This window comes from Janthinobacterium sp. JF4, assembly GCF_059617925.1.
Map to the genome: position 1 here is coordinate 29,093 of NZ_JCAQAV010000019.1, position 24,971 is coordinate 54,063.

At 64.9% G+C, this 24,971-nt stretch carries 19 protein-coding genes; 4 read left to right on the plus strand and 15 right to left on the minus strand.

Annotated features, from left to right (window positions below):
• Position 1 precedes the first annotated feature (1 nt).
• From AC54AF_RS15605 to AC54AF_RS15665, 13 genes are all read right to left on the minus strand, one after another.
• The gene (locus tag AC54AF_RS15605) at positions 2-2,695 is read right to left on the minus strand and encodes a polysaccharide deacetylase family protein (RefSeq protein ID WP_496637268.1); all 2,694 of its coding nucleotides are present in this window, start codon (positions 2,693-2,695) and stop codon (positions 2-4) included.
• Positions 2,696-2,819: 124 nt separating this feature from the next.
• Entirely contained in the window at positions 2,820-4,124 is a 1,305-nt protein-coding gene (gene hmgA / locus AC54AF_RS15610; protein WP_496637269.1) for a homogentisate 1,2-dioxygenase, read from the minus strand.
• Complete coding sequence (locus AC54AF_RS15615; RefSeq protein WP_034785812.1) at positions 4,121-4,306, minus strand: DUF2783 domain-containing protein; 186 nt, start codon at positions 4,304-4,306, stop codon at positions 4,121-4,123. Before AC54AF_RS15615 ends, hmgA begins: the two co-directional genes overlap by 4 nt.
• Before the next feature lie 12 nt (positions 4,307-4,318).
• Complete coding sequence (locus AC54AF_RS15620) at positions 4,319-5,998, minus strand: FAD-dependent oxidoreductase (RefSeq protein WP_496637270.1); 1,680 nt, start codon at positions 5,996-5,998, stop codon at positions 4,319-4,321.
• Between the two features lie 13 nt (positions 5,999-6,011).
• Positions 6,012-7,358, minus strand: a complete 1,347-nt coding sequence (locus AC54AF_RS15625; RefSeq protein WP_496637271.1) for an MFS transporter — start codon at positions 7,356-7,358, stop codon at positions 6,012-6,014.
• 175 nt (positions 7,359-7,533) lie between these two features.
• Positions 7,534-8,352: a helix-turn-helix domain-containing protein gene (locus AC54AF_RS15630; protein WP_496637272.1), complete on the minus strand. Its 819-nt coding sequence runs from the start codon at positions 8,350-8,352 to the stop codon at positions 7,534-7,536.
• An 18-nt stretch (positions 8,353-8,370) separates the two neighbouring features.
• Positions 8,371-8,880 (minus strand): peptide-methionine (S)-S-oxide reductase MsrA, encoded by a 510-nt coding sequence (gene msrA, locus AC54AF_RS15635; protein WP_496637273.1) that lies wholly within the window; start codon positions 8,878-8,880, stop codon positions 8,371-8,373.
• Positions 8,881-8,914: 34 nt separating this feature from the next.
• Positions 8,915-10,282: an MBL fold metallo-hydrolase gene (locus AC54AF_RS15640; protein WP_496637274.1), complete on the minus strand. Its 1,368-nt coding sequence runs from the start codon at positions 10,280-10,282 to the stop codon at positions 8,915-8,917.
• 66 nt (positions 10,283-10,348) lie between these two features.
• Positions 10,349-11,323 (minus strand): porphobilinogen synthase, encoded by a 975-nt coding sequence (hemB, locus tag AC54AF_RS15645; RefSeq protein WP_305048348.1) that lies wholly within the window; start codon positions 11,321-11,323, stop codon positions 10,349-10,351.
• Positions 11,324-11,435: 112 nt separating this feature from the next.
• Positions 11,436-12,338, minus strand: a complete 903-nt coding sequence (locus tag AC54AF_RS15650; RefSeq protein WP_496637275.1) for a VirK/YbjX family protein — start codon at positions 12,336-12,338, stop codon at positions 11,436-11,438.
• Between the two features lie 178 nt (positions 12,339-12,516).
• On the minus strand, positions 12,517-13,710 hold the full coding sequence (locus AC54AF_RS15655; protein WP_496637276.1) for an acyltransferase family protein: 1,194 nt from the start codon (positions 13,708-13,710) through the stop codon (positions 12,517-12,519).
• 111 nt (positions 13,711-13,821) lie between these two features.
• The gene (locus AC54AF_RS15660) at positions 13,822-15,186 is read right to left on the minus strand and encodes a sensor histidine kinase (RefSeq protein WP_496637277.1); all 1,365 of its coding nucleotides are present in this window, start codon (positions 15,184-15,186) and stop codon (positions 13,822-13,824) included.
• Positions 15,179-15,865 carry a winged helix-turn-helix domain-containing protein gene (locus AC54AF_RS15665; RefSeq protein WP_496637278.1) on the minus strand — a complete coding sequence of 229 codons (687 nt, stop codon included), beginning with the start codon at positions 15,863-15,865 and terminating at the stop codon, positions 15,179-15,181. Before AC54AF_RS15665 ends, AC54AF_RS15660 begins: the two co-directional genes overlap by 8 nt.
• Positions 15,866-16,120: 255 nt before the next feature.
• Here AC54AF_RS15665 and AC54AF_RS15670 point away from each other — a divergent pair, with 255 nt between their 5' ends.
• The 4 genes from AC54AF_RS15670 (at position 16,121) to AC54AF_RS15685 (ending at position 20,241) form a co-directional block, all read left to right on the plus strand.
• On the plus strand, positions 16,121-16,897 hold the full coding sequence (locus AC54AF_RS15670; RefSeq protein WP_496637279.1) for a DUF481 domain-containing protein: 777 nt from the start codon (positions 16,121-16,123) through the stop codon (positions 16,895-16,897).
• 13 nt (positions 16,898-16,910) lie between these two features.
• Positions 16,911-18,785 carry an esterase/lipase family protein gene (locus AC54AF_RS15675; RefSeq protein ID WP_496637280.1) on the plus strand — a complete coding sequence of 625 codons (1,875 nt, stop codon included), beginning with the start codon at positions 16,911-16,913 and terminating at the stop codon, positions 18,783-18,785.
• Between the two features lie 124 nt (positions 18,786-18,909).
• Entirely contained in the window at positions 18,910-19,554 is a 645-nt protein-coding gene (locus tag AC54AF_RS15680; protein ID WP_496637281.1) for a hypothetical protein, read from the plus strand.
• Positions 19,555-19,560: 6 nt separating this feature from the next.
• Positions 19,561-20,241, plus strand: coding sequence for an RES family NAD+ phosphorylase (locus tag AC54AF_RS15685; RefSeq protein ID WP_496637282.1), 681 nt, complete (start codon positions 19,561-19,563; stop codon positions 20,239-20,241).
• A 10-nt stretch (positions 20,242-20,251) separates the two neighbouring features.
• Here AC54AF_RS15685 and AC54AF_RS15690 read toward each other — a convergent pair whose 3' ends face one another.
• Together AC54AF_RS15690 and AC54AF_RS15695 are read right to left on the minus strand one after the other, a co-directional pair.
• A complete protein-coding gene (locus AC54AF_RS15690; protein WP_496637283.1) occupies positions 20,252-21,247 on the minus strand; it encodes a response regulator in 996 nt (331 codons plus the stop codon).
• A gap of 13 nt (positions 21,248-21,260) precedes the next feature.
• Positions 21,261-24,968 (minus strand): PAS domain S-box protein, encoded by a 3,708-nt coding sequence (locus AC54AF_RS15695; protein WP_496637284.1) that lies wholly within the window; start codon positions 24,966-24,968, stop codon positions 21,261-21,263.
• Positions 24,969-24,971 lie beyond the last annotated feature (3 nt).

Here is a 24,971-nt window from a genome sequence, read left to right on the forward strand (position 1 = left end):
ACTACAGTTTCTCCATCTTTTGCCGCACGGCCGGGGCCGTCGAGGCCGTCGGCGCCAGTTCCAGGTAGGTTTTGTATGCCGCTTTCGCCTTGGCCGCATCGCCGGCCCTGGCATACGCGTCGCCCAGGTTCAAATAGGCAATCGCGCGCGACGGGTCCATCCTGACCGTGTTTTCAAACCAGCGGGCCGCTTCGCGGTATTTTTCCTGCTTGTAGAAGACAAAGCCCAGGTTGTTGGCCGCCAGCGCGAAATCGGGGCGCAATTTCAGCGCTTCCGTAAATTGGGCTTCGGCCGCCGCATACTGTTTCTCCTTGTACAGCTGCAAGCCGCGGTCATTGGCCCGCTGCGCCAGCTGGCGCGTGGAGGTCGGCACGGCGCCCGGCGTGACGATCTTCTGTTCGCCGCCCTGCAAGTCCTTCACCGTCACGCTGGCCGCTTGCGGCTTGGCATCGAGCTTGCTGTTCAGGGCGATGGCTTCCGTCGACAATTGCGTCGTATTCGGGCTGAGGAATTCCATTTCGCCCGGCAATTCGAAGACGAAATCGCCCCCTTCCGAGCCGGGCAGACTGCCAAACGCAGGCGTCTGGTTCGAGACGCTGGAGACGGCCGGCGCCACGTAGGCCGCCAGTTCCGTGGCCGTGATCAGCCCGTCGCCGTTCAGGTCGCCCTTGCCCGCCAGGCCCTGCAGCAAGGTCCACGTGAACACGGAATGGCCGTTCGGCCCGCCATCGGCCACCAGCTGGTCGCCGCCGCCAGCCGTCAGCATTTGCCGGCCGATGCGCTTGGCGTTGTCGCGCAGGAAGGAACTGGAACCGGCGCCGCGGGTCAGGCCCAGGCCGCTGTAGCAGGCGTCCATGACAAAGAACGCGTGCTTGGCCGTGAGGGATTCCGCGATATTCTGGATTTCCGTCATCGGGATCGCATCCGTGGCGAACTGCGCAGGATCGGAATCGACGGGCACGATGTAGCCGAGGTCGCGCCCCGAGCTGAGCTTGCGCGTGGCGCCATGGCCGGCGAAGAAGACGAAGATGCGGTCATTCTTTTGCACGCCGCCATGCGCCAGCTTGTCGTGGAAGGCGGCCAGGATGTTGTTGCGCGTCGCTTCGCCATTCTTCAGGGTCACGACACGCTCGGGCGCAAACGCAAACTTTTCAATCAGCGTTTCGCGTATGCCTTGCGCGTCGCGCACCGCATATTGCAATTTAGGCCACTTGGCGTAATCATCGATGCCGATCACCACGGCCCAGGAATTGGCGTAACCGGTGGTGACGGGTACTTTTTCCGGCGCCGGCGCCGTGCTTTTTGCCACCTGGAAGCTCGTGCCATCCCAGCCCGCGAATTGATAGCCTTCGGCGATCAGCTTGTCTAGCACGGCCGGCAAGGCTTTTACCGTGCGTTCGTGGATGTCGTGGAACAAGATGATGCCGCGTCCCGCCTTGTCGACGGAGGCCAGCACCCGGTTCGTGATCGAGCTGGGCACGGGGTCGGCCCAGTCCAGCGAATCGATATTCCACATCACGGATTTCAACTGCGCATCGGCCAGCGCGGCCATGCCTTCGCTGTTGCGCGCGCCATACGGAAAGCGGAACAGCGCGGCCCGCTCGGGGCTGATGGCTTTCAACAAGGTGTCGGTGCCGAGGATTTCGCCCTTCAGCTTGTCTCCCGTCTGTTTCGACAGCTGTGCGTGGCTGAAACTGTGGTTGCCCACGGCATAGCCTTCCTTCATCAGCTTGCGGCTCACTTCCGCGCCCGCGTTCAGCTTGGCGTGGCCTTCCGCGTCAAGAGAACCCAGGTTGCGGCCCACGTTGAAGAACACGGCCGGCACGCCATACTGTTTCAAAATGGCGCTGATCTCTTCCGTGTAGCGGCGGTGCGGGCCGTCGTCGAAGGTCAGCACGATGGTTTTCTTCGGCAAGCCCAGGCCGAAGATTTCCGCCTCGTCCTTCTTTGGCACCGGCTTGGCCTCAGGAACCGTGCCAGCCGGTGGCACTGCATACGGCACGACGATGCCGTTCTCCTTCAAGATCTGTTCGCGGCTGTAGAGCTTTTTCAGCTGCGCCACGTAATCGTCCCAGCGCTCGCGCTTGAGCTCGATGGCGCGCTGGCCCAGGTTGCCGAAGATTTGCCGGATTTCCTTCTCATAATTGCGCTCGATCTCGCCCAGCGCATCGAGGTCTTCCGAAATGCGCTTGTGCAGTTTGATGGCCGGCAAGGAGGAATCCTTGGCCACGTCGGCCAGCATGCTTTGCAGCAGCTCGCGGAAGGCCAGGCGGTCCGCATCGTACAGGCCCGGATCGGATTCGATATACGTCAATAAACTGTCGAGCGCCTCGAAGCGGCCCGGATTGGTGGGCGCAGTCAATTGATCCAGCGCAAGATCGAGCTTGGCGATGCGTTCCTGGTTTTCATGGAACAGCGCCTGCCCCACTTTACGGGCTTCGTCGCGCGCCCCTTCGGGCAAGCTTTGCTCGTCGGCCAGCAGCACGATGATCTTGCGGAAATTGGCCAACAAGTCACGGAACTGGGCGGCCACGGCGGCCGTGTCGACGGTCGATTGGGGTGAGGCGGCCGGGCTGCCCGCAGACGGGGCGCCCGGCGTGGCGGTGGCGGCCGGACGGGTATAGGCATAAATGCCGGCCCCAGCGGCGAGTGCCACGACGACGGTGGCGGCAATCTTGATCGGCTTGGAAGTCACAGACTGATTTTTCCCTTCAACTACGGAGTAAGGCGGCGCACGTGCGCCGACAGTTTCTTATTCCGTAATTGTAGAGCACGCCTGGCAATATGGGCCGTACGATTATTGCCAGGCAGCCCAGGGGTCACAGCGGGTCCGGATCAAAATGCTTGCGCAAGCCTTGCCAGCACGCGAAATAATCGTTTTGCAGCAGGCCGCCGTCCAGCGCGAACGGCGTGGGCTTGAGGATGGTGCGCGTCTCGAACATGAAGGCCATGGTGTCGCCCACCTTGACGGGTGCGGAGGTGTCGCTGCGCGACGCTTTTTCGAACGTCTGCGCATCGGGACCGTGGCCGGACATGCAGTTGTGCAGGCTGGCGCCGCCCGGCACGAAACCGGCCGCCTTGGCGTCGTACACGCCGTGGATCAAGCCCATGAATTCGCTGGCCACGTTGCGGTGGAACCAGGGTGGGCGGAACGTGTGTTCAGCGGCCAGCCAGCGCGGCGGGAAGATGGCGAAGTCGATGGCGCCGAATAGCGGATTTTCGCTGGGCGCCTGCAGCACGAGGAAGATCGACGGGTCGGGATGGTCGTAGCTGATCGAACCGATGGTGTTAAAACGGCGCAAATCGTATTTGTAGGGCGCGTAATTGCCATGCCATGCCACCACGTCCAGCGGCGAATGGTCGAGGGTCGTGCGCCACAGATGGCCGCCGAACTTGGCCAGCAATTCGCATTCGCCATCGATATCTTCATACGCCGCGTGCGGCGTCAAAAAATCGCGGCTGTTGGCCAGACCGTTCGAGCCGATAGGCCCCATGTCCGGCAAACGAAACGCCGTGCCGAAGTTTTCGCACACATAGCCGCGCGCCTTGCCGTCGGGCAGGGTCACGCGGAAGCGCACGCCGCGGGGAATCACGGCGATTTCCTGCGGTTCCAGCTCGATCAGGCCCAGTTCCGTGGCAATCGCCAGCCGGCCCTCTTGCGGCACGACCAGCAATTCGCCATCGGCCGAGTAAAAGAAGCGCTGCATGGCGCGGTTGGCCGCATACACGTGGATGGCGCAGCCGCTCATCGCTTCGGCGCTGCCATTGCCGGCCATCGTCTGCCAGCCGTCGATGAAGTCCACCGCCGTGCCGCTGTCGGGCAGCGGCAGCGGGTCCCAGCGCAGCTGGTTCGGCGGCGTGGGTGGCATGGCGTGGAAATCGCTGACGATGCGCGTGTTCGCCAACAAGGTAAACGGCGGATGCTGGCTGGCGGGACGGATGCGGTACAGCCACGAGCGCCGGTTCTGCGCGCGCGGCGCCGTGAAGGCCGTGCCCGACAATTGTTCAGCATACAGGCCCAGCGGCGCCTGCTGCGGCGAATTCTGCCCCTGCGGCAAGGCGCCGGCGATGGCTTCCGTGGCAAATTCGTTGCCGAAGCCGCTTTGGTAGCCGGCGCCTATCATGCGCGCTCCCCCAGGCCGTCGGCCGCGTCGCGCAGCAATCCCTGCACCACGTCGGCCTTGCCGATGGCGCCCATGGCCAGCAAGGCGAAGCGTGCCAGGAACAGGGGCGAACGCTGTTCGCCCAGGCCGCCCATGGTGTGGCACAGTTCGGTGTATAGATTATCGAGTTCGATGTCGGTCATATTGTCTCCTTGTTACTTTGATTGGGCGATGCCGGCCTTCGCCAGCGCTGCCGCCACCTGCCCCGCCTGCACTTGCCGCCAGCGCGCCAGCACGTGCCCGTCCGGGCGCACGAGATAAAAACTGCCAGGCTGCGCGTCGAATAGCGAGCATACTTGCGCCGTGTGGTCCCAGGCGCACCCTTGCGCCCCGCTGCGGGCGATCGCCACGATGGTCAACGGTAAACTGTCGCCCAGCGCCGCCAGTCCGGATGGTACGGCACCATCCTCGCTGAAATACAGGCCCGTGAAATCACCATCCGCGCGCTGCACCAGATCGGTAATATACCCCGCTTGCTGCGCGCCGTCTTGCAGCAGCGCCAGCGGACACTCGGGCAAGACCGTGCCCGGCGCGGGGCCGCAGGCAAACCCGTCAAGATCCGGCGTATTCAACGGCGACTGCGCATACGCGATGGCGCTGGTCTGGCGCGGGTTGATCAGGGAGCGCACGTGCGCATGCTTGCCCGCCAGGCCCAGCACGGCCGTGCGCATCAGCTCGAAGGCGAAGGTGGGCGGCGCCATGAATTCCGTGCTCTTCGTGCCGTGGCGCAGGTTTTCATGGGCGGCGAATACGCGCTCGTCCGAATAGCTGTCGAGCAAGGCGTGCGGCGCCTGGTCCTTGACGACATACGCGAGCTTCCACGCCAGGTTGTCCGCGTCGTCAATGCCCGAGTTCGCTCCGCGCACGCCGAAGATGGGCACCAGATGGGCCGCATCGCCCGCGAACAGCACGGGGCCGTGCCGGTATTTGTCCAGCGTCAAGGCGTTGGCTCTATAAATGGTGATCCACACGGGATGCCACGGCTGTGTCTCCCCCATCATGGCCAGCAGGCTGTCTACGCGGGGCGCCACGTTTTCCAGCAGCACGGCCGCCTGCGCATCCTCGTCGTCGCGCAACTGGTAGTCGATGCGCCAGATATCGTCGGGCTGCTTGTGCACCAGCACGGTCAAACCGGGATTCGACGGCGGGTCGAAATACGCGAGGCGCTCCGTCGGGCGGTCGCTCTTCAGGTGGATATCGACGATCACATAGCGCCCTTCGTAGCTGGTGCCCTGCAATTTGAGACCCAGCGCTTCGCGCACGGCGCTGCGCCCGCCATCGGCCGCCACCAGCCAGTCCGTATCGATCTGATAAGTGTCGTCCGGCGTAGCTACGGTGACGGTGGCGCCGTCGGCGCGCCGCTCCACGCCAGTGACCCGCGTTTGCCAGCGGATATCGATCAGTTCCGGCTGGCGTTCGGCCGCGTCGAGCAGGAATTGCTCGATATGGTATTGCGCCAGGTTGACCATCGGTGGCAGCTTTTGGTTCGCGTCTTGCGGCATCGTGAAGTGCAGCACCTCCTCGTCGCGATAAAAGCTGCGTCCGCCGGCCCATGGCAAGCCTTTGCGGATAAAGCCGTCGAGCGCGCCCAGGCGGGCTATGATTTCCAGGCTGCGCCGCGAGATGCAGATGGCGCGGCTGCCCGTGCAGACGCCATCGTCCGCTTCGATCAGCACCGAACGCACGCCGTGGCGCGCCAGGCCCAGGGCCGTGGCCAGGCCCACAGGGCCGCCACCGACGATCAGCACCGGCACGTGCTGCGTCGATGTGCCCGCCGGTTTGCCGGGCGGATATACCTTTGGCACATGGGGATAAGGGTGAAACGTGTCGCTCATGATGGATTCCTCTTCAAGATTGTTCTTTGTTGCCGCCGCGCGCGATGGGCAGGGTCAGCACGATGGCCGCGCCGGCCACCAGCAGCACGCTGGCGTACAGCAAGCCCGTGGCAAAACTGTGCGTCAAATCCTTCAGCCAGCCCACCACGACAGGGTTCAGGGCCGAGCCGATATTGCCCGTCGCATTGATGACGGCAATGCCGATGGCGCGCGCCCCCAGGCTCAGGGCACGGTCCGGCGTGGTCCAGAATACGGACATGGCCGTATAGGCGCCCGTCGAGGCCAGGCACACGCCCAGCAGTTGCAGCACGGGATTGCCCGAATACGCGGTCAACAGCCAGCCGGCGGCCGACAGCAGCATGGGCCAGACGATGTGCCAGCGGCGCTCCTGCAGGCGGTCCGAGCGGCGGCCCCAGGCAATCATGCCGATCACGGTACACACTTGCGGAATGGCCGCCAGCAAGCCGATTTGCGTATTGCTGGCGTTGCTGTTAAAACTTTTCACGATCAGCGGCGTCCACACGGCCACCATCGCCAGAGTGTTAACCAGGCAGAAATAGGCGATACCGAATTTCAGCACGGTGGGAGACAGCATTTCCGCCAGCACGGAGACTTTTTGCTGGGCGGCCACCGGCTTGTGCTCGGCCGCCAGCATGCGCGCCAGCACCTGCCGTTCCAGCTTGCTCAGCCAGTTCGCCTTGTTGGGCGAATCGTCGAGGTAGCCGTACACGGCCAGACCCAGCAACGCGGATGGCATGCCTTCGAGCAAGAACAACCATTGCCAGCCCTTCAAGCCCCAGAGGCCGTCCAGCCCCAGGATCAGGCCCGACAGGGCCGAACCGATGGCGGCCGTGACGGGCATGGCGATCATGAACAGGGCATTGGCCCGCGCCCGGTAGGCGCTGGGAAACCAGTAGGTCAGGTACAGAAGCATGCCGGGCAGGAAGCCCGCCTCCGTCACGCCGACGAGAAAGCGCAGCGCATACAGGCTGGCCGGGCCGCTGGCGAACAGGGTCGCCGTCGAGGCCAGGCCCCAGGCGATCATCATGCTGCCGATCCACTTGCGGGCGCCGATGCGCGCCAGCACGATATTGCTGGGAATGCTGCAGGCGATGTAGGCGATATAGAACAGGGTGGTGGCAAAGCCGAACTGGGTGCCCGACAGCCCCAGGTCTTGCATCATGGTCAGGCCGGCGAAGCCGATATTGATACGGTCCAGAAAGGAAAACACAAACAGCAGGAACAAGAATCCCAGCAGATGGCGCGACACCTTGCGCATTACCTGCTGTTCCAGCTGGACGGTGGCCGCGTCGAGGACGGGCGCGGGGGTGGCGGGGGTGGCCGCGGGGGCAATGGTCATGCTTGTCTCCATAGTGTGTCGCCCTCCCCTTGTTGTTGTTCTTGGGTGAGAGCGGCCGGGTGATCCCGGCTTGCAACACAGTATGCAGACGATCAGGCCAGCGGCTGTCCCCATTTTGGGGACATTTCGCGGCTAAAACAGTCAAAAAGTCGGAGCCATCCCTACGCCGAAGGGACTAGACAGGCGCTGGCGCCAGGCACAACGCGAACAACTGGCGCTGGCTGGAAATGCCCAGGCGCTTGTAGGCGCGCTTCTGGTACGTGATCACGCTCGATGGCTGCACGCCCATGGTCTCGGCGATTTCCACGGCCGTGAGGCCTTCGAGCACGCAGCGCAGCACGTCCAGTTCGCGCTTGCTCAAGGCGGGACAATGCTGGCGCAGCCTTGCCAGCAGCATCGGCGCGACGCCTTGCGCGGCCTGGCCCTTCAAGCTGTAGTGATGCTTGACGGCATGGGCAAACAGCGGTGACAGGGTTTCGATGCCGGCCACTTCGCCGGGCAGGAACTGGCCCTGGCTGCTGTCGCGGTAGAAATTGACGGACAGCCAGATATCGCAGGCCGGCTGCAGCAGCAGGGACAGCCGGTCCGACACATTCGGTTGTTGATAGCAGACGGCGCGGTAGCCGGGATGGTCGATCTCGTCACTGGCCTGCTGGTGCAGCACGATGGCGGGGTCTAGCTTTGACCGGGCGGCGGGCGCGATCACGCGCTGGTTGCCATCGAGCGCATAGTAATGGCGCGCGTAGCTCTCGGCAATATCCTGCAAGAAGCGCCCGCCGCGCCGGTCGGCCACGGCCACCGTGCGGGGGCGGTTGCCGAATTCATAGGCAAAGATCGTGCACTGGACGATGGATGCGGCTGCACCGGCCGTTTTCAGGATGGCGCCCGCCATGGCATTCACGTCGGCATGGCCGATGGCGGCGACCAGATCGAGGGCGTGCCCAAGATCCAGCTGCCCCTCCGCCTGCCGCCGTTCCACCTGCCAATAGCGCATGGCCGTCTCCCGTGACGCCTATTGTTGCCGCTGCGGCAAGACCCAGTCCGGCCGGATGTAGTGGCAGGTATAGCCGTGCGGCAAGCGCTGCAGATAATCCTGGTGCTCCGCTTCCGCTTCCCAGAACGGGCCGGCCGGCGCCACTTCCGTCACCACCTTGCCGGGCCACAGGCCGGAGGCGTCGACGTCGCGGATGGTGTCTTCGGCCACCCGTTTTTGCTCGTCGTTCGTGTAGAAGATGGCCGAACGGTAGCTCGTGCCGCGGTCATTGCCCTGGCGGTCCGGCGTGCTGGGGTCATGGATCTGGAAGAAAAATTCCAGTATCTTGCGGTAGCTGATGGTGTCCGGGTCGAAGATGATCTCGATCGCTTCCGCATGCGTGCCGTGGTTGCGGTAGGTGGCGTTGGCCACGTCGCCGCCGCTGTAGCCCACGCGCGTGGCGATCACGCCCGGATAACGGCGCAGCAAGTCTTGTACGCCCCAGAAGCAGCCGCCGGCCAGGATCGCGGTTTCATTGTCTTGTGCCATGGTGTCTTTCCCGTTCTAGTCAGAAGCAGCTATCTTACCGCGTCGCGCCATTTCCTTCAGGGCGCGCCAAAAGGCGTTTCAGCTGCGCCGCCTGGTAGGCGCCGATGGCGTCGTTGAACAGGCAGCGGATCAAGGGATCGTCGACGATGTCGGCCTCCTCCAGTCCGGCCCGCGCCTCGGCATCGAAAGGGCCATCGTTGATGCGCATGTACATCGACGTCAGCGATTCCCCCAGCACCAGCGCCGCATGGCATTTTGCCAGCGGCACTTCCGTCGTCCAGCCCGGCGCCTCGCCCGTCTCCGGCACGAGGTCGATCAAGTCGCCATGCGTGCGGTAATACAGGACCGTGGCGGCGCCGTCATGGCCGTACAGGGCCAGGCGCCACAGCCGCGGCGCCTGGAAATAGCTATCCTCGGGCAGCTCCATGTCGCGGTAGCGTTCAAGTAAACCGTGGCGGCAAAAATCGCGCACCAGCGCCGCATCGGCATCGTTCAAGGGCGCGAAGTGGCGCGCGATGTCCGCCGTGGCGGGTGCAAGCGCCTCGGGGCGGTAGTCGAAATCGACGTCTTGCGGCCCCACGGGAATGACCCACGGCAGCGGCGCGGCCGTCTGCAAACCGTGCGCGTCGAGCAGCACGGACGTCGACGGGTCGAGGCGGAAGATGTGCGCCTCGGGCAGCGCGGCGCCGATCTCCTGCGCGAACTGGCGGTAGGTAATCGGGAACATCGCATGGTTGTACCAGGACCAGTCTTCCTGCACGAACTGGCAGGAGCTGGGCACGAGGTAGCGTGGCGCCAGGGCGCGCAGCTGCGGCACCCAGTCGTCGGGCAGCTCGACCGGGCCAGGCCGCGCTTGCGATGGCGCGATGACGGCGAGCTCGCGCATGGTCTGGAACGGCCACAGCACCATGTCCCACGGCGCAAACGCGGCCAGCTGCGCCAGGGTTTCGGGGCCGATCCAGGAATCGACGACGTTGAGCACATTCAGCCCGGCCGCGCGTACCTGGAACAGCGAGTCGACGTCGTCGTCCAGCGCGCGGCGCGGGATCACCTCGATGGCCCCCACCCGCACCGGCACGTCCACGTGCAGCCGCTGCACGTGGGTAAAACCCAGCGCGCGCAGCATCGCGAACAGTTCGTCGAAGACGCAGTACAGGTAGATGGGCGTGGCGCGGTCGAGCACATCGAGGCTGTCGAGCGAGCAGTGGTCGTCGTGGAAGTGCGAGATGAAGACGGCATCCCAGCGCAACCGGCGCACGGCATCGAGGTCGAAGCGCACGGAGGGAAACGCGTGGCAGTTGCGGCTGAACGGATTCTCGACGATGGGATCGAAGGCGATGGTGGTGCCTTCGCATTCGAAGACATAGCCGGCGTGCAGGATGCGGGAGATTTTCAGGGGCATAAACAAGCTCAGGTTGGGCAGCGCGCCATGATAGCTGAAAAGGCGCCTGCCCAGCCCCGTGTTGACCTAGTACGGATTATTCAGCACATCCATCGCGAAATACGTAAAGATCATGTCCGCGCCAGCGCGCTTGATGGCGCCCAGGGTTTCCTGCACCACGCGGCGCTCGTCGATGGCGCCGGCCTCGGCGGCGAACTTGATCATCGCGTACTCGCCGCTGACCTGATAGGCGCCGATCGGCAAACGCGTCACTTCGCGCAGGTCGCGGATGATGTCCAGGTAGGCGCCGGCCGGTTTCACCATCAGCGCGTCCGCGCCTTCGGCTTCGTCGATCAGGGACTCGCGCACCGCTTCGCGGCGGTTCATCGGATCCATCTGGTAGGTCTTGCGGTCGCCCTTCAGTGTGCTGCCGGCCGCGTCGCGGAACGGGCCATACAGGCCGGAGGCGAACTTGGTCGAATACGCCATCACGGGCGTGTCGTGGAAGCCGGCCGCATCGAGCGCGCCGCGGATCGCCGCCACCTGGCCATCCATGGCGGCCGACGGGGCGATGATGTCGGCGCCCGCCTGGGCCGCGATGACGGCCTGCTTGCCCAGGTTCAGCACCGTGCTGTCATTGTCGACCGTGTCGCCATGCAGGATGCCGCAATGGCCGTGGTCCGTGTATTCGCAGAAGCAGGTGTCGGACATGACCACCATTTCCGGCACGGCGTCCTTGATGATGCGCGACATGCGCGCCACCAGGCCGTCCGGGTTCAGGGTGTCGGTGCCGTGGCTGTCCTTGTGGTGCGAAATGCCGAAGGTCATGACGGAGCGCAGGCCGGCGCGCGCGTAGCGCTCCACTTCCTGCGCCAGCTTCGCTTCGGGAATGCGGCGCACGCCGGGCATGGACTTGATGTCGATGAAATCGCTGGAGCCTTCGTCGACGAAGATCGGCAGGACCAGATCGCGCGGATTGATCTCGGTTTCGCGGAACAGCTCGCGCAGTTGCGGGGTCGCGCGCAGGCGGCGCATGCGCGAAGTGGGGAATTGTGCTGGCATGGGGTGACTGGCTTCAGGTTAAGAACGCCGACAAGTATACGCCGATCACGCCGCTTGCGCCGGACCGCCCGGCAAAAAAGCCGCGCAGGTCAAAAAATGCCGTCGGGTGCTTTCATTGCTGCTGTAACAGGGCCGCCACTTGCCAGCGCATGTCCGCCGCCAGCTGCGCCAGCATGGCGCCGCGGCGGCGCGCGTCCGCCCGCTTTTTCGACGGCACCAGCTCCAGGTCCGGCATCCGGCAAGGGCTGCATGGCAGGCGGAAATCGCCGTCGCCGGCGGGCAGCGCATGCAGTTCCCGCCACGCCAGGTCGTAATCGCACGAGATGTGGCGCCGCCGGCGCCAGTTCAGGGCGATGCGGTTGGCGTTGCTGACCAGATCCAGATGGCTGCAGCCGAAAAGGTCGCCCAGGTCGCGCAAGGCGGCCACCATCAGGTTTTTCGGCCGGCAGCCGTGCAGCGCCCGCGTGGCCTCTTTCACCGCCTGCGCGCCGGCGGACGAGCGCAAGCCCTGCAAGGCGCCCAGCTGGATGACGCTGCCGCCCGGCTGGGGGCGGAACAGGAAACTGGCCAGGTACAGCGGCACGCCATCGCGCGTCAGGCGCAGGCACAGCTCCCCCTCGCGGTGGCTGTCGTGGATGGCCGTCAGCTGCAAGCGGTAGGTGGCGCCATCCTTGCCCTCGATGGCGGCCAGCACCAATGCGCGGCGCGCCGCATATTCCACCAGCGGCCGCGCGCCCGCCTGCCACAGGAAGCGGTAATGCCCGCACAGCAGGCCCACCCTCGCCGCGCAGCCGAACCGGCGGCTGGCGTAGGGGCGATAAATCTTGTACAGCAGGCTGGGATGGGCTTGCGCCAGCGCCGCCAGGCCCGGCGTTTCTGCGATGAAGGCTTGCCAGCGCGCGCGCTGCACGGGGAACACCAGCGCCCCGAGCGCGGCCTTGATGCGGTGGCCATGCTGGCGCAGTGACGTCTGTTGCGGCGCGGCGTTGTCGCCGGTGGCGGTAAAAGTAGGCATGAAAACGGCTCTGCGATGTGTCGGGACAGGCAAGCCGCGGCAGGCCGCGGACAGCCCGGAACAGGCGGCTGCGCGCACGCAGCCGCTCTACGCCGGGTAGAACGGATGATAGGGGGAGGTGAAAATGAAGGGGGTTACAAGTTGGTAATGTCGACTTGGCGTATGGCGCACAAGCACATTACGGCAGGGAGCCGACGGCAGGTTCCCTAAGGTCGCGCTTGAGCCGCCGTAGCAGCCAACGCCGCGCCGGCACTTCCAGCAAGCGGTAGCTGATGCTGCTGACAACGAGCAGGATGGCGGTGAAGATCGCCGCCTTCATCATGTAGTCCGATATGCCCGTGCTAGGCAACATCTGGCGTAGCGGCTTTTGCAGCACCATGGCCAGCGGCACATGCAGCAAGTAGATGGCATACGAGCAGTCGCCCAGGAAGGCGGCTGCCTGGCCCTCGAGTATCGCCGGCCGCAGGCTGGCGGCAAGCCACACCGTCGCGGGCAGGACGCCCATCACGACAAGGCCCAGCGGTATGACATCGCCGATATCGCCTACCGCATAAAAAGCGGCAAACACGCCTAGCGCCAGCGCCGCAAAATAGGCCAGTATCCAGGCATGCATGCGGCACTGGAACAACAGCAAGCCACCGGTAAAGCCCAGCAGGCCACGCAGCAAGCCTTCGTGTACATCATCCGACTCATAGCCAGTCAGGTAGCGGTTCATCCAGACGGCGCCCCCCCATAGCAGCAGCCCCGAGCACAGGTGCAGCGCGAGCTTCCAACGCAAACCATGCATGCCCATGCGGACGGCAAAGAACCAGATCAGATTGATGGACACCTCGACGAAAATTGACCAGCTGGGTCCGTTCAAGGGGAAGGTAGGCCCGTCATCCTGCAGGCAGGGCAGCATCAGCGCATTGGGCACAAAGCATGCGATGTTCGCTGACGTGGCGCCGATGCGGCTCTTGACCAGGGTCACGGCAAGGGCCGCCAGTAGCGCGACGGCGTACAGCGGATACAGCCTGGCAAAGCGGTTATACAGAAAGTCTCTGAACGGCATGCCAAGGCGGATGCGCTCTTCATAGCTGTGTGCCATGACCCAGCCGGACAGGATGAAAAAGAAGTCGACCGCCAGGTAGGCGTGCGTGATCTTGAAGCCGAATATGACGGGCAGGTGGTACACGGCGACCAACATCGCGGCCAGGCCACGCAAGCCATCGAGAGAAACGATGCGGCCGCTGAAATGGCCACTCTTCATGCCGACACCAATCATGCTTACTCCCGATATCCACCTGTCGAACTGGCGCACCGCGCCAGCAAAGAGAACCAGGCAGATATGGCGATCACTCGATGCGGACGCACGACGATGGGCAGGATGCACCGTCCAATGGCGACGCCACAAAAGTGTAAAAATTATATCATGATGCTTTATTGAAAAGCAAATATGGCAACATTTGCGGCAAAAAAATACACGGCGACCGGCAAGGCGTGCTTAGCGGACAATAAAATCGGCCAGCCTGAAACGCAGGCGCAAGCCCGGCGCCGCATCTTCGATCTCCAGGCTGCCGCCATGCAGGGCCGCGATGGCGGCCACGATGGACAGTCCCAGTCCATTGCCGGGCAGATGGCGGCTCTTGTCGAGCCGGTAGAAGCGCTGCGTCAGCTTCGGCAGTTCTTCCTTTGGTACGCCGGGGCCGTTGTCGCGCACGGCCAGCCAGCTGCCCTGCTCATCGCTGCCGGCCGACACTTCCACCGTGGCGCCCCGCCCCGCGTACTTGATGGCGTTGTCGACCAGGCTGGCCAGCGCGCTGCCCAACAGGTTGCGGTCGCCGCGCGCCGGCACCCCGTCACCATACATCTGCACCAGCAGCACGCCCTGCTCGTCGGCCGTCGCTTCATACATTTCCACGATGTCCGCGCCAATCTGCTGCAGGTCGATGCCGTCGAAATTCTCGGGACGCATGCCCGATTCGGCCGCCGCGATCTGCAGCAGCTTGTCGAACACGCGCGTCAGGTCGTCGATATCGTCGATGGCCGCCTGCGCCGCGCTCTCGTAGCCGGCCACGCCCTGCTGCTGGCGCAAGGCGCCATCGAGCTTGTTGCGGATGCGGCCCAGCGGCGTGCGCAGGTCGTGCGCGATGGCGTTCGACACGTGGCGCACGCCTTCCATCAGGTGTTCGATGCGGTCGAGCATGCGGTTGATGTCGCGGCTCAGCAAGCCGAATTCATCTTCGCTGGCGACGGGGATGCGCTGGCTCAGGTCGCCAGCCTCGATCTCTCCCGCCGTGCGGCGGATCTGCCCGATGCGCGCCTCGAGCTGGCGCCGGAACAGCCACGCGCCCGCCACTACCAGCAAGATGGCCACCCCGCCGCCATACGCCAGCGAGCGCAGCACCAGGGAGCGGATCGACTTGCCCTCCTCCATGTCGCGCCCGACGAACAGGCGCGCGCCGCCCGCCAGGTCGCGGATCAGCATGCGCGCCGGCACCCGGCGTCCTTCGCGCGTGACGTCGCGGTGCAGCAAACGGCCCACGGGGCTGGCAAGGTCGGGCCAGGACGACAGATTGCCGGCCACGCGGTGGCCATCGGCGTCCACCAGCAGGAAGATCTCCGTGTCGCTGTCGGTGCGGTCGGTGAGCAGATGGGCAATTTCCGCCGTCGTGCGGCTGCTGCCACCTTGCTGGTACAGCGCGGCGAGGCGCTCCGAGAGCAGGGTCAGCTTGCGGTCCACGCTGCGGTCAAGCACGCCGATGGTACCGAAATAGAACACGGCGCAGACAATGCTGATCGACACGACCACCAGCACGCCGTAGCCGAGCGCCAGGCGGGCCGCGATCGAGCGGTGCCAGTTACGCACCGTCGCTCACGCCCAGGGTGTAGCCGACGCCGCGCACCGTGTGGATCAGCGGCGGCGAAAACTCCTTGTCCACCTTGGTGCGCAAGCGGCTCACCTGCACGTCGATGACATTCGTCTGCGGGTCGAAATGGTAGTCCCACACGGCTTCGAGCAGCATGGCGCGCGTGACGGACTGGCCCTGGTGGCGCATCAGGTATTCGAGCAGCCGAAATTCGCGCGGCTGCAGGGCGATCTGCCGGTTGGCGCGCGTCACGCGCATGGTGCGCATGTCGAGCACCAGGTCGGCCACCTGCAGCTGCGTCGCTTCGGGCACGGGCGCCGCGCGCCGCAGCAGCGCCTCGATGCGCGCCAGCAGTTCGGCGATGGCGAACGGTTTTGACAGGTAATCGTCGCCGCCGCTGCGCAGGCCGCGCACGCGCTCGTCGACGCTGGACAGGGCCGACAGCACCAGCACGGGCGTGTTGCGGCCCATGCCGCGCAGGCGCGCGACGATGGCCAGGCCATCGATCTCGCCGGGCAGCAGGCGGTCGAGCACCAGCGCATCCCAGTCTTCGCCGCAGGCCAGGCGCATGCCATCGATGCCATTGTCGCAGGCCGTGACGTCGTGGCCCGCCTCGCGCAGGCCGGCACAGATATAGCGGGAAGTTTCAGCTTCGTCTTCGATGACCAGGCAGCGCACGGGAGTTCCTTGTAAAGATCAGGCAGCAGATAGGCGCAGCATACGCCAGGCGCGCGCCACTTGCCACCCCGCCGGCGTGCGGCGCGCGATGACAGGGTCGGGTACAATACAGCCTCGACATTGTTTGGCCGCGCCCGCGCGCGCATGTGCGCATGTTTTTATCGGCGCCGCCGCGGATTGCCGCGGCCTGCTTGGACATCACTGCCATTAACGAACATCGGGCGCGCCTGGCGCGCGCCACAGACCAATACAGCCATGAAATCGACCCACTCTCTCGCACTGACGCTGGCCATGGCCATCACCTGCGGCAGCGCCGCCGCCAAAGACACCAAGCAAAGCCTGTTGTTCGATGAAATCCCCATCGGCAGCTGGAGCACTTCCGCCGAACTGGGCGCCATCACCACCTCGGGCAATACGGTCGGCACCTCCGTCACGGGCAAGATCGACGCGCGCCAGGAACTCGATGACTGGAGCAACCAGTACATCTTCAGCGGCTACTTCAAGGAAGACGAAACGACCAACGACGATGGCGAAAAAGTGCGCGAGCGCTCGGCCGAACGCTTTTCCGCCTCCGCCAAGGCGGCCTACAAGCTGATGGCCGACCATGAAAAACTGTTCGTGCTGGCCTCGCACGTGAACGACAAGTTCGGCGCCTATACCAAGTACTCGACCCTGGCCGTCGGTCATGGCTCGCGCTGGTACCAGTCGAGCGACAAGAGCGTCGACGTGGAAATCGGTCCCGGCTATTTCAGCGGCACCAATGACGCGGGCGAATCGGAGCACGGCCTGACGGTGCGCGGCGCGGCCGCCATGAAGTGGAAGATCAGCCAGTCGGCGATGTTTACGCAGACGGTCAGCGTGGAACGGGGCACCTCGAACACCCACTCGATCGCCGAAACGGCACTCAGCACGAAAATCAACGGCACCATGCAGATGAAGGCCGCCTTCAGCGCCCGCAACGACACGCGCGTACCGGACGACAAGAAGAACACGGATACGCAAACGTCGCTGACCCTGGTCTACTCGTTCTAGGCGCGGACCGTCCATGCTGATGCGGCGTCTGCGCGCATGCGCCCTCCTGTGCGCCGCGGCGCTGCTGAGCGGCTGCGCCGCCGTCACCGTCAGCGCCATCTCGCCGGCCGACTACCTGCAGCAGCGGCGCGGCGACATCCTCACCACGGGAAAATTGAGCGCCGCGGCCAGCGAGGTGCTGCGCATCATCGGCAGCGACATTGCCGCCTGTGTCGCCAATACGGGCAGCTGCCGCGCCGACCTGGCCCGCTCCGAGCTGCTCAGCGACGAGCAGCGCCTGGCCACCTTGTCCGAACTATGGCTGGAAAGCGCCCTGGCGGAAGAAAAACAGGGCGGCCACCCGAGTGCCGAAACGCTGGCCGCCTGGCTCGAATCGGCCCGCTATGCGTATGCCTACCTGTTCTACACGACGCGCACGCCGGGCCAGCGCGCCTTCGAGGAACGCCAGACGCAAATCCGCGACTACTATAACTACGCCGTGCAAAAGGCCGTCGGCAACCTGTTCCGCCACCGCGGCGAATACCGCCCCGACGGCCATGTGATCCGCGTCGCCGGCTGGCAGATCGACAGCGAATTGTCGGCCCTGCGCCTGCCCGAGGACGGCACCCTGCCCGAGGAACTGCTGCCGGCCACCTCGCTGTCGTTTTCCGGCCTGCGCAATGTGTACCGGCGCGACGGCTTCGGCGCCGACCTGGTGGCCGTCATGCCCAAGCCCCGGGCGTCGAAAGGCGAGTATGTGCCGTACCAGGAAACCCGCTTCCCCGTCGTCACGGCGCTGATCCGCTTCGACGGCAACAGCCTGCAGGAAGTGCTGGCCACGCAGCAGCTGCTGGTGATGCTGGTCGACCCGACGCGCAGCGAATCGACGCGCATGGCCGGCCAGGAACTGCCCGTGGCCGCCAATTTCACGGCCGGCTATGGCCTGTGGCTGGCCCGTTCCGGCTTCGGCGTGCAGGCGCTGCGCACCCTGTTCGGGCGCGCCGACGGCATCTCGCGCCCGCAGGTGCATCTGATGCAGCCCTACGACCCGAACAAGCGCACCATCGTCATGCTGCATGGCCTGGCCAGCAGCCCGGAAGCGTGGATCAATGTGGCAAATGAACTGATGGGCGACGAACAGCTGCGCCGCCGCTACCAGATCTGGCAGGTGTACTACCCGAGCAATGCGCCGCTGGCGGCCAACAACGCCGCCATCCACCAGGCGCTGAACGCGACCCTGGCGCAGTTCGACCCGGCTGGCAAGGCGGACGCCGCGAACGACATGGTGTTGATCGGCCACAGCATGGGCGGCGTGCTGGCGCGCCTGATGGTGTCCGACGCCAGCAACACCTTGCTCGATGCCATCACGGAAGAATACAATTTGAAGGGCAAGAAGGCGGAGAAAGTGCGCGCGGGACTGGCGCCCTACCTGAATTTCACGGCCATGCCGCAGGTAAACCGCGCCATCTTCATCGCCGCGCCGCACCGCGGCACCTCGTTCGCCAACCACAAGGTGGCGCGCTGGATCGCCAACCTGATTACACTGCCCATCAACATGCTCGACCAGTTGTCCGACGCGGCCGGCAGCCTGGCGCAGCTCGACACGGGCAGCAGCGAACCGCTGCGCATCCCCAACAGCATCGATAACCTCAGCGACAAAGACCCGTTCGTGCGTCTGGTAGCCGACCTGCCGATCAGCCCGAAAGTGCGCTACTACTCCATCATGGGCAACGACACGCCGGAGCTGCCCCTGGCCGAATCGAGCGACGGCGTGGTGCCCTACGCCAGCGCCCACCTCGACGGCGCGCTGTCGGAAAAAGTCATTCCGTCCTGGCACAGCGTGCAGGAAAGCCCGCAGGCGATCCTGGAGATACGGCGGATTTTGCGCTTGCCTGACACCTTGCCTTGAGGCACTTGGCATTCTCCCCGCATGGCTTAACGTTGGATAAGAAAGTTGCGCCACATGATAAAGTTGCGAAACATGAGAATTTTGTATATGCTGTTCTTTACCACGCTACTGTAAAGGAATCATCATGACAGCGCATCTGCATCACGCTACTCTGGCGCCCAACCGTCAGGCATTAACAGATAGCGACCTGCGGGTGGTCGAGCAATTCTCGCAGCTCGTGACCGCACAGCTCGACATCCTGGCGCAAGGGCCCGAGCGCCAGCGCCTGATCGACCTGGCCACGCGCGCACTCCATCAGGCGCGCGCCTCGCTGGGCGCCACCCCGGCATCGATCCTGCTGCAACTTCCCGTATCAAAACTCAAGGTGTCCGATGTCATTGGACAAGGATGGGTGGAACTGTCGCAGGCGTCGCTGTATCGCGCGGTGGAAAGCCAGCGGTTTTATTGCGTGACACCCAAGGGGCGCAGTATCGGCAAGGAATTTCCAGCGTGGCAATTTGTCCAGCCGGTGCCGGAACTGATTGCCCCGGTACTGGCCATCCTTGCAGACCAGCCGGGCAGTGAAATCCATGCCTTCTGGATCAGCCGTGTTGACGAACTCAACGAACTGTCGCCAGCGGAGATGCTTGCAGGCAAATCGTTCGAAACGCGGGCCGAGATCCATCCAAGCCAGCAGGCGCTGCTGGATCTGCCGGCAAACGAGAGATTGCGCAAGGTGCTGGCGGCGGCAAAGTGGCAGCATAGGGGGATGACTGACATCGTAGGCTAGTCCGGCATGAGGCCTGAACTGGAAGAAACACCTATCCCGCCAGAAATGGCTGCGCGCCTGCCGGCATTGGCCTTGCTGCGTGCTGAACTATTGAGCAATCTTGCCACCCATCAAGCAGACCAGCCCCTGATGCGCGCAGCGTGGAACGCGGCATCCATCTGGCCGTTGAAAGTTCAGCGCACGTACCGCTTCGGCCCACCTGCCGAGCTGGCCGGCCCGGACGGCTTCCCCTATCACTGGGTATATATTGCGGACGATGCCTACACGGCGGCCTGGGAAGCCCAGCTTTGCCAAAACGACGTCACGCGCCCGGGCACGTTTTATATCGCGCACGCTGCGCAACATGCCCTGATCGCAACCTTGTCCTTCAGTGTTCCGCTGCGATTGCTCGACCTGACAGGGCTGGCCGCCAGCCGGCTGGGTATTTACGATCAATTGCGCAGCCCCGATCACGCCTGGTGCCAATGGCTGGGCTGGCAGCTGGATCAGATCATTGCGCAGGAGGCAGGCGCGATTCACGGCTTCATCTATCCATCGCGCCGCCAGCCCGGCAAACTGGCCTATGCGATATCGTCTCGCCATATGACAGCGTTGGGAACACGCTTGGCATGCTCACACGTGCAATTCGGCAACACTGATGCATATGCGCGCCTGCTCACCGATCACCTGCGCGTGAACCCGCCCTGAGCTAACCTCCCTACGCCGGCTCGCGCCACTTGTCCTTGATCTCCAGCATGGCCGGCAATTGTTCCACGAACAGTGCCAGCAGCTCAGGGTCGAAATGCGTGCCGCTGTCGCGCTGCATGGTGGCGATGGCATCCGACACCGTCCAGGCAGGCTTGTACGGGCGTTCGCTGGTGAGCGCATCGAAGACGTCGGCGATGGCGACGATGCGGCCTTCGTGGGGGATTTCCTCGCCTTTCAAGCCGTGCGGATAGCCGCTGCCATCCCATTTCTCGTGGTGCGTGAGGGCGATGGTGCGCGCCATTTTCAGCAGGCCGCCCGCATGCTCGCCGATGATGGCCGCGCCGATTTCCGCGTGGCGGCGCATGACACTCCATTCGTCCGCATCGAGCTTGCCCGGCTTTTGCAGGATGGCGTCGGGGATGCCGATCTTGCCCACGTCGTGCATGGGCGCCGCATTCAATAAATCTTCCGCCCTGCCCGCGCTGTAGCCGGCCGCCAGCGCCAGCTGGCGCGCGTAATAGCTCATGCGGATGACGTGCATGCCCGTTTCGTTGTCCTTGTATTCGGCCGCCTGGCCCAGGGTCTGGATCACCTGCAGGCGCGAGCGGCGCAATTCCTCGGCATCGACCAGCGACAGATGCGTGCGCACGCGGGCGCGCACGATGGGCGGGCTGACGGGTTTCGTGATGTAGTCGACGGCGCCCGCGTCAAAACCGTCCGCCTCGTCCTTCACGTCGCACAGGGCGGTGACGAAAATGACGGGAATGGGGGCCGTGGCCGGCCTGGCCTTGAGCTGGCGGCACACCTCATAACCCGTCATGGCGGGCATCATGATGTCGAGCAGGATCAGTTCGACGGGGTTGTTGCGCGCCAGTTCCAGCGCCTTCTCGCCGTCCTTGGCATACAGCAGGCGGTAATCGTCCTGCAGAATCTGGCGCAGCACCTGCAGATTCGCCGCTTCGTCGTCGACCAGCAGCAGGATCGGTTTGTCTTCGCGTAAGGTCATCGTTTGCCCCATATCAGGAAAGGTTGGCAGGCGCTGGCGCTTCCAGCCACGCCAGCAGCTGGCGCAGCACGCCCGCGGCACGCGCAAATTCAAAGTCGTCGATGGCGCTGGCCAGCGCCTGCAGGCGCTGCTGCTGGCCGTGCGGCGCCAGCATGGCGGCGATCTGCGCCATCAAGGCGTCGTCCAGCTGCCCGCCTTCCAGGCTGGCGATGGCTTGCCGCAGCAAGGCACCCGCAGCTTGCCCATCGAGGGGTGCGCTGGCGGCCGGCGCCTGCATGGCCACGGCCGGCATACCCACCTCTTCCAGTTCGCCGGCCAGCGCCATGAAGGCGGCGGCCAGCTGCACCAGCAATTGCGTCGCCGGCAACTGGCGCGCGATCGCCTGCTCGATGCGTCCCAGCAGGCTTTCGACCTGCACCAGGCACAGGTTGCCCGCCGCGCCCTTGATACGGTGCAGCAAATGGCCGGCCACGCTGCCGCCGCCCCGTTCCAGTTCCGCCGCCAGCATGGCGGCGCAATCGCCATTGGCCTGCACGAAGCGGCTGATCGCCCGCTGCAAGGCGTCGCGTCCGCCCCACAGCGCGATGCCGCGCTGCCAGTCCACCTGGCCGGCGGCCGCACGCGCCGCCGCGCCGGATGCCGGCGGCGGCATGGCCACGGCGATATCGAGCAGGCGGGCGATTTCCGCCGTCAGCTTGTGCATCTCCAGCGGCTTCGAGGCAAAACCGTTCATGCCGGCCGTCTGCGCGGCGCGCCGGTCCTGTTCCAGCACGCTGGCAGTCAGGGCGATGATGGGCGTCGCCTTCAGGCCCTGTTCGCGCTCGAACACGCGGATCAGGCGCGTCGCTTCCAGGCCATCCATGCGCGGCATCTGCACGTCCATCAGGACGATGTCGAAACCGCCCTTGCTGAACTCGCGCACGGCGCTCTCGCCATCGCTGGCGGCGATCACCTGGTGGCCGGCCGCGCCCAGGCTGATCAGCAGCAGCTCGACGTTCTGCGGCACGTCGTCGGCCGCCAGGATGCGCAGCGGCGGCAGGGCCACCACGGGCTGCTCGCTGCGGCGCGCCACGGCCTTGCCCGGCGCCAGCGGCAGCAGCACGTGGAACACGCTGCCCACGCCCAGCGTGCTTTCCACCGTGATGCTGCCCCCCATCAGTTCGACCAGCTGCAGCGAAATCGTCGTGCCCAGGCCCGTGCCGCCAAAGCGGCGGCTCATCGAGGAATCGGCTTGCGTGAAGGGGGCGAAGATCTTGTCCAGGCGGTCGGCGGGAATGCCGATGCCCGTGTCGTGCACGGCGATATGCACCTGCTCGCCCTGCATGCCGACGGCCACCCGCACGTGCCCCACTTCCGTAAACTTGACGGCGTTGCCGATCAGATTCGTCAGCACCTGCTGCACCCGGCGCGCGTCGCCCAGGAAGAACTGGCCCATGCCCGGATCGATATCGACGTGCAGCACCAGGTCGCGCGCATGCGCCGTGATGCGCAGGGACGCGGCCACGTGGTCGACCAGGTCAGGCAGTGAAAAGTCCACCAGTTCCAGCTCGGTGGCGCCTTTTTCCAGCTTGGCCGTGTCGAGGATGTCGTTGAGCAGTTCGAGCAGGGAACGGGCGGACTGGCGCACCGTGCCCAGATGGCGGCGCTGCAGGCTGTCCAGGGCGGTCCCCAGCAGTACTTCCGTAAAACCGATGATGGCGTTCATCGGCGTGCGGATTTCATGGCTCATGTTGGCCAGGAAGCTGGTCTTCGATTCGGCGGCCAGTTCGGCGCGGTCTTTCGCCGCGCGCAGGTTTTCCTGCATGGCGCGCCGTTCGCTGACGTCGGTGGCCAGCTTGACCACCTTGAACGGTTTGCCATCCGTGTTGAAGATCGGGTTGTACGATGCCTGTATCCATACTTCCTTGCCATCCTTGTCGATGCGCTTGTACTCGCCCGTGTTGAACTGGCCATGCGCCAGCTGCTGCCAGAATGCGATGTAGTCGGGCGAAGTCACATAACCGGGTTCACAGAAGATGCTGTGGTGCAGGCCCAGCACGTCGTCGAGCCGGTAGCCGACCAGGTCGAGGAAGTTCTGGTTGGCCGCCAGGATGCGTCCCTGCAGGTCGAATTCGATGACGGCCAGCGCGCGCGAAATGGCCGTCACCTTGCCTTCGTATTCGGCGTTGCGCAATTCGCTTTCCGTGATGTCGAGGATGACGCCGTCGATCCAGCGCACCACGCCGTCGTTGTCGAGCACGGGGCCGCTGCTTTCGCGCACCCAGCGCTCGCGCCCGTCGCGGTGGATCATGCGGTAGACGTTCTCGAAGTCGCGCTGTTCGCCCGCCGCCTGCACGCAGGTGTCGTTGACGCGCTGGCGGTCGTCCGGGTGCACGAGGTCGAACAGCCTGACCCGCCCTTCGGCGAAGTCCTGCGGCATCCAGCCGGTCAGGTTGAAGACGGCGTCGCTGATGAAGATCATCTTCCATTCGGGCGCGAAGCTGCAGTGGAAGGACACGCCGGGGATATTGCGGATCAGGGTGCGGTACTGGCGCTCGCTGTCCTTGAGCGCCTGTTCCATGCTGCGCGAAAAGCGCATGTCCGTGACAAACGCCACGAACAGGGGCTGGTCCGGCGTGTCGATCTTGCCGATCGCCACGCGCATGGGCAGCACGGCGCCGTCCTTGTGGCAGCCATCGAGTTCGCGTCCGCTGTCGAGGATGCGCGAGGCGCCCGTTTCCAGATAGTCGCGCAGATAGCCCTCGTACTCGGCCGCGTCGGCCGGCTGCAGCAGCACGCTGGCGTCGCGCCCCACGATCTCCGCTTCGCGCCAGCCGAACAGGCTTTCCGCGGCGGGATTGAAGGAGCGCACCTTGCCCTGGCCATCGATGGTGATCAGGCCATCGGCGGCCGTATCGACGATGGCGCGCAGGCGCGATTCGCTGGCGCTGGCGTGGCGCAGCAGCTGGCGGTAGCGCAGCAAGCCGTTCGCGGCCGCCACGAAGACGGTCAGGGTGATGGTGATCAGGGCCACGGCCAGGGCCACGAACGAGGCTTGCACCGTGATCGTGTTCTCGCCCGCCGTGGGGGTGCCGGAGAAGCGCGCCGCCAGCATGCCCGTGTAGTGCATGCCGGAAATAGCCAGGCCCATCACCACGCTGCTGACCAGCAGCGCCGATAGCGGGCTGAGGCGCTGGCGCATGGCGTTCAGGCCGAAGCGTATCCACAGCGCCAGCATGGCCATGACGACGGCCACCAGCAGCGACAGGGCGAACAGCCACGGCTGGTAGTGCAGGGTCAGCGAGGTCTGCATGGCGGCCATGCCGCTGTAATGCATGGAACCGATGCCCAGCCCCACCAGCACGCCGCCCACCACCAGCTGGCGCCAGCTGATGCTCGGGCGCGCCAGCATATGCAGCGCCACCCAGGAAGCGGCCACGCCGGGCAGCATCGACAGCAAGGTCAGGCTGGGATCGAAGGACACGCGCGTGCAGATGTCGAAGGCCAGCATGCCGATGAAGTGCATCGACCAGATGCCGCCACCGAGCGCGATGGCGCCAGTGATGATGGCCGTCTGGCGCTGGAAGCCGCGCTCGCTGCTGCGCGCCATGCCGGCGATCTGCAGGGCCATGAACGAGGCAAAGATGGCGATAGCGATGGAAAACAGCACCAGCCACGCATTGTGCGTGCCATAGATGTACGGCATGGTATCGGTCGATACGGCAAAGATGGAACTCAGCATACT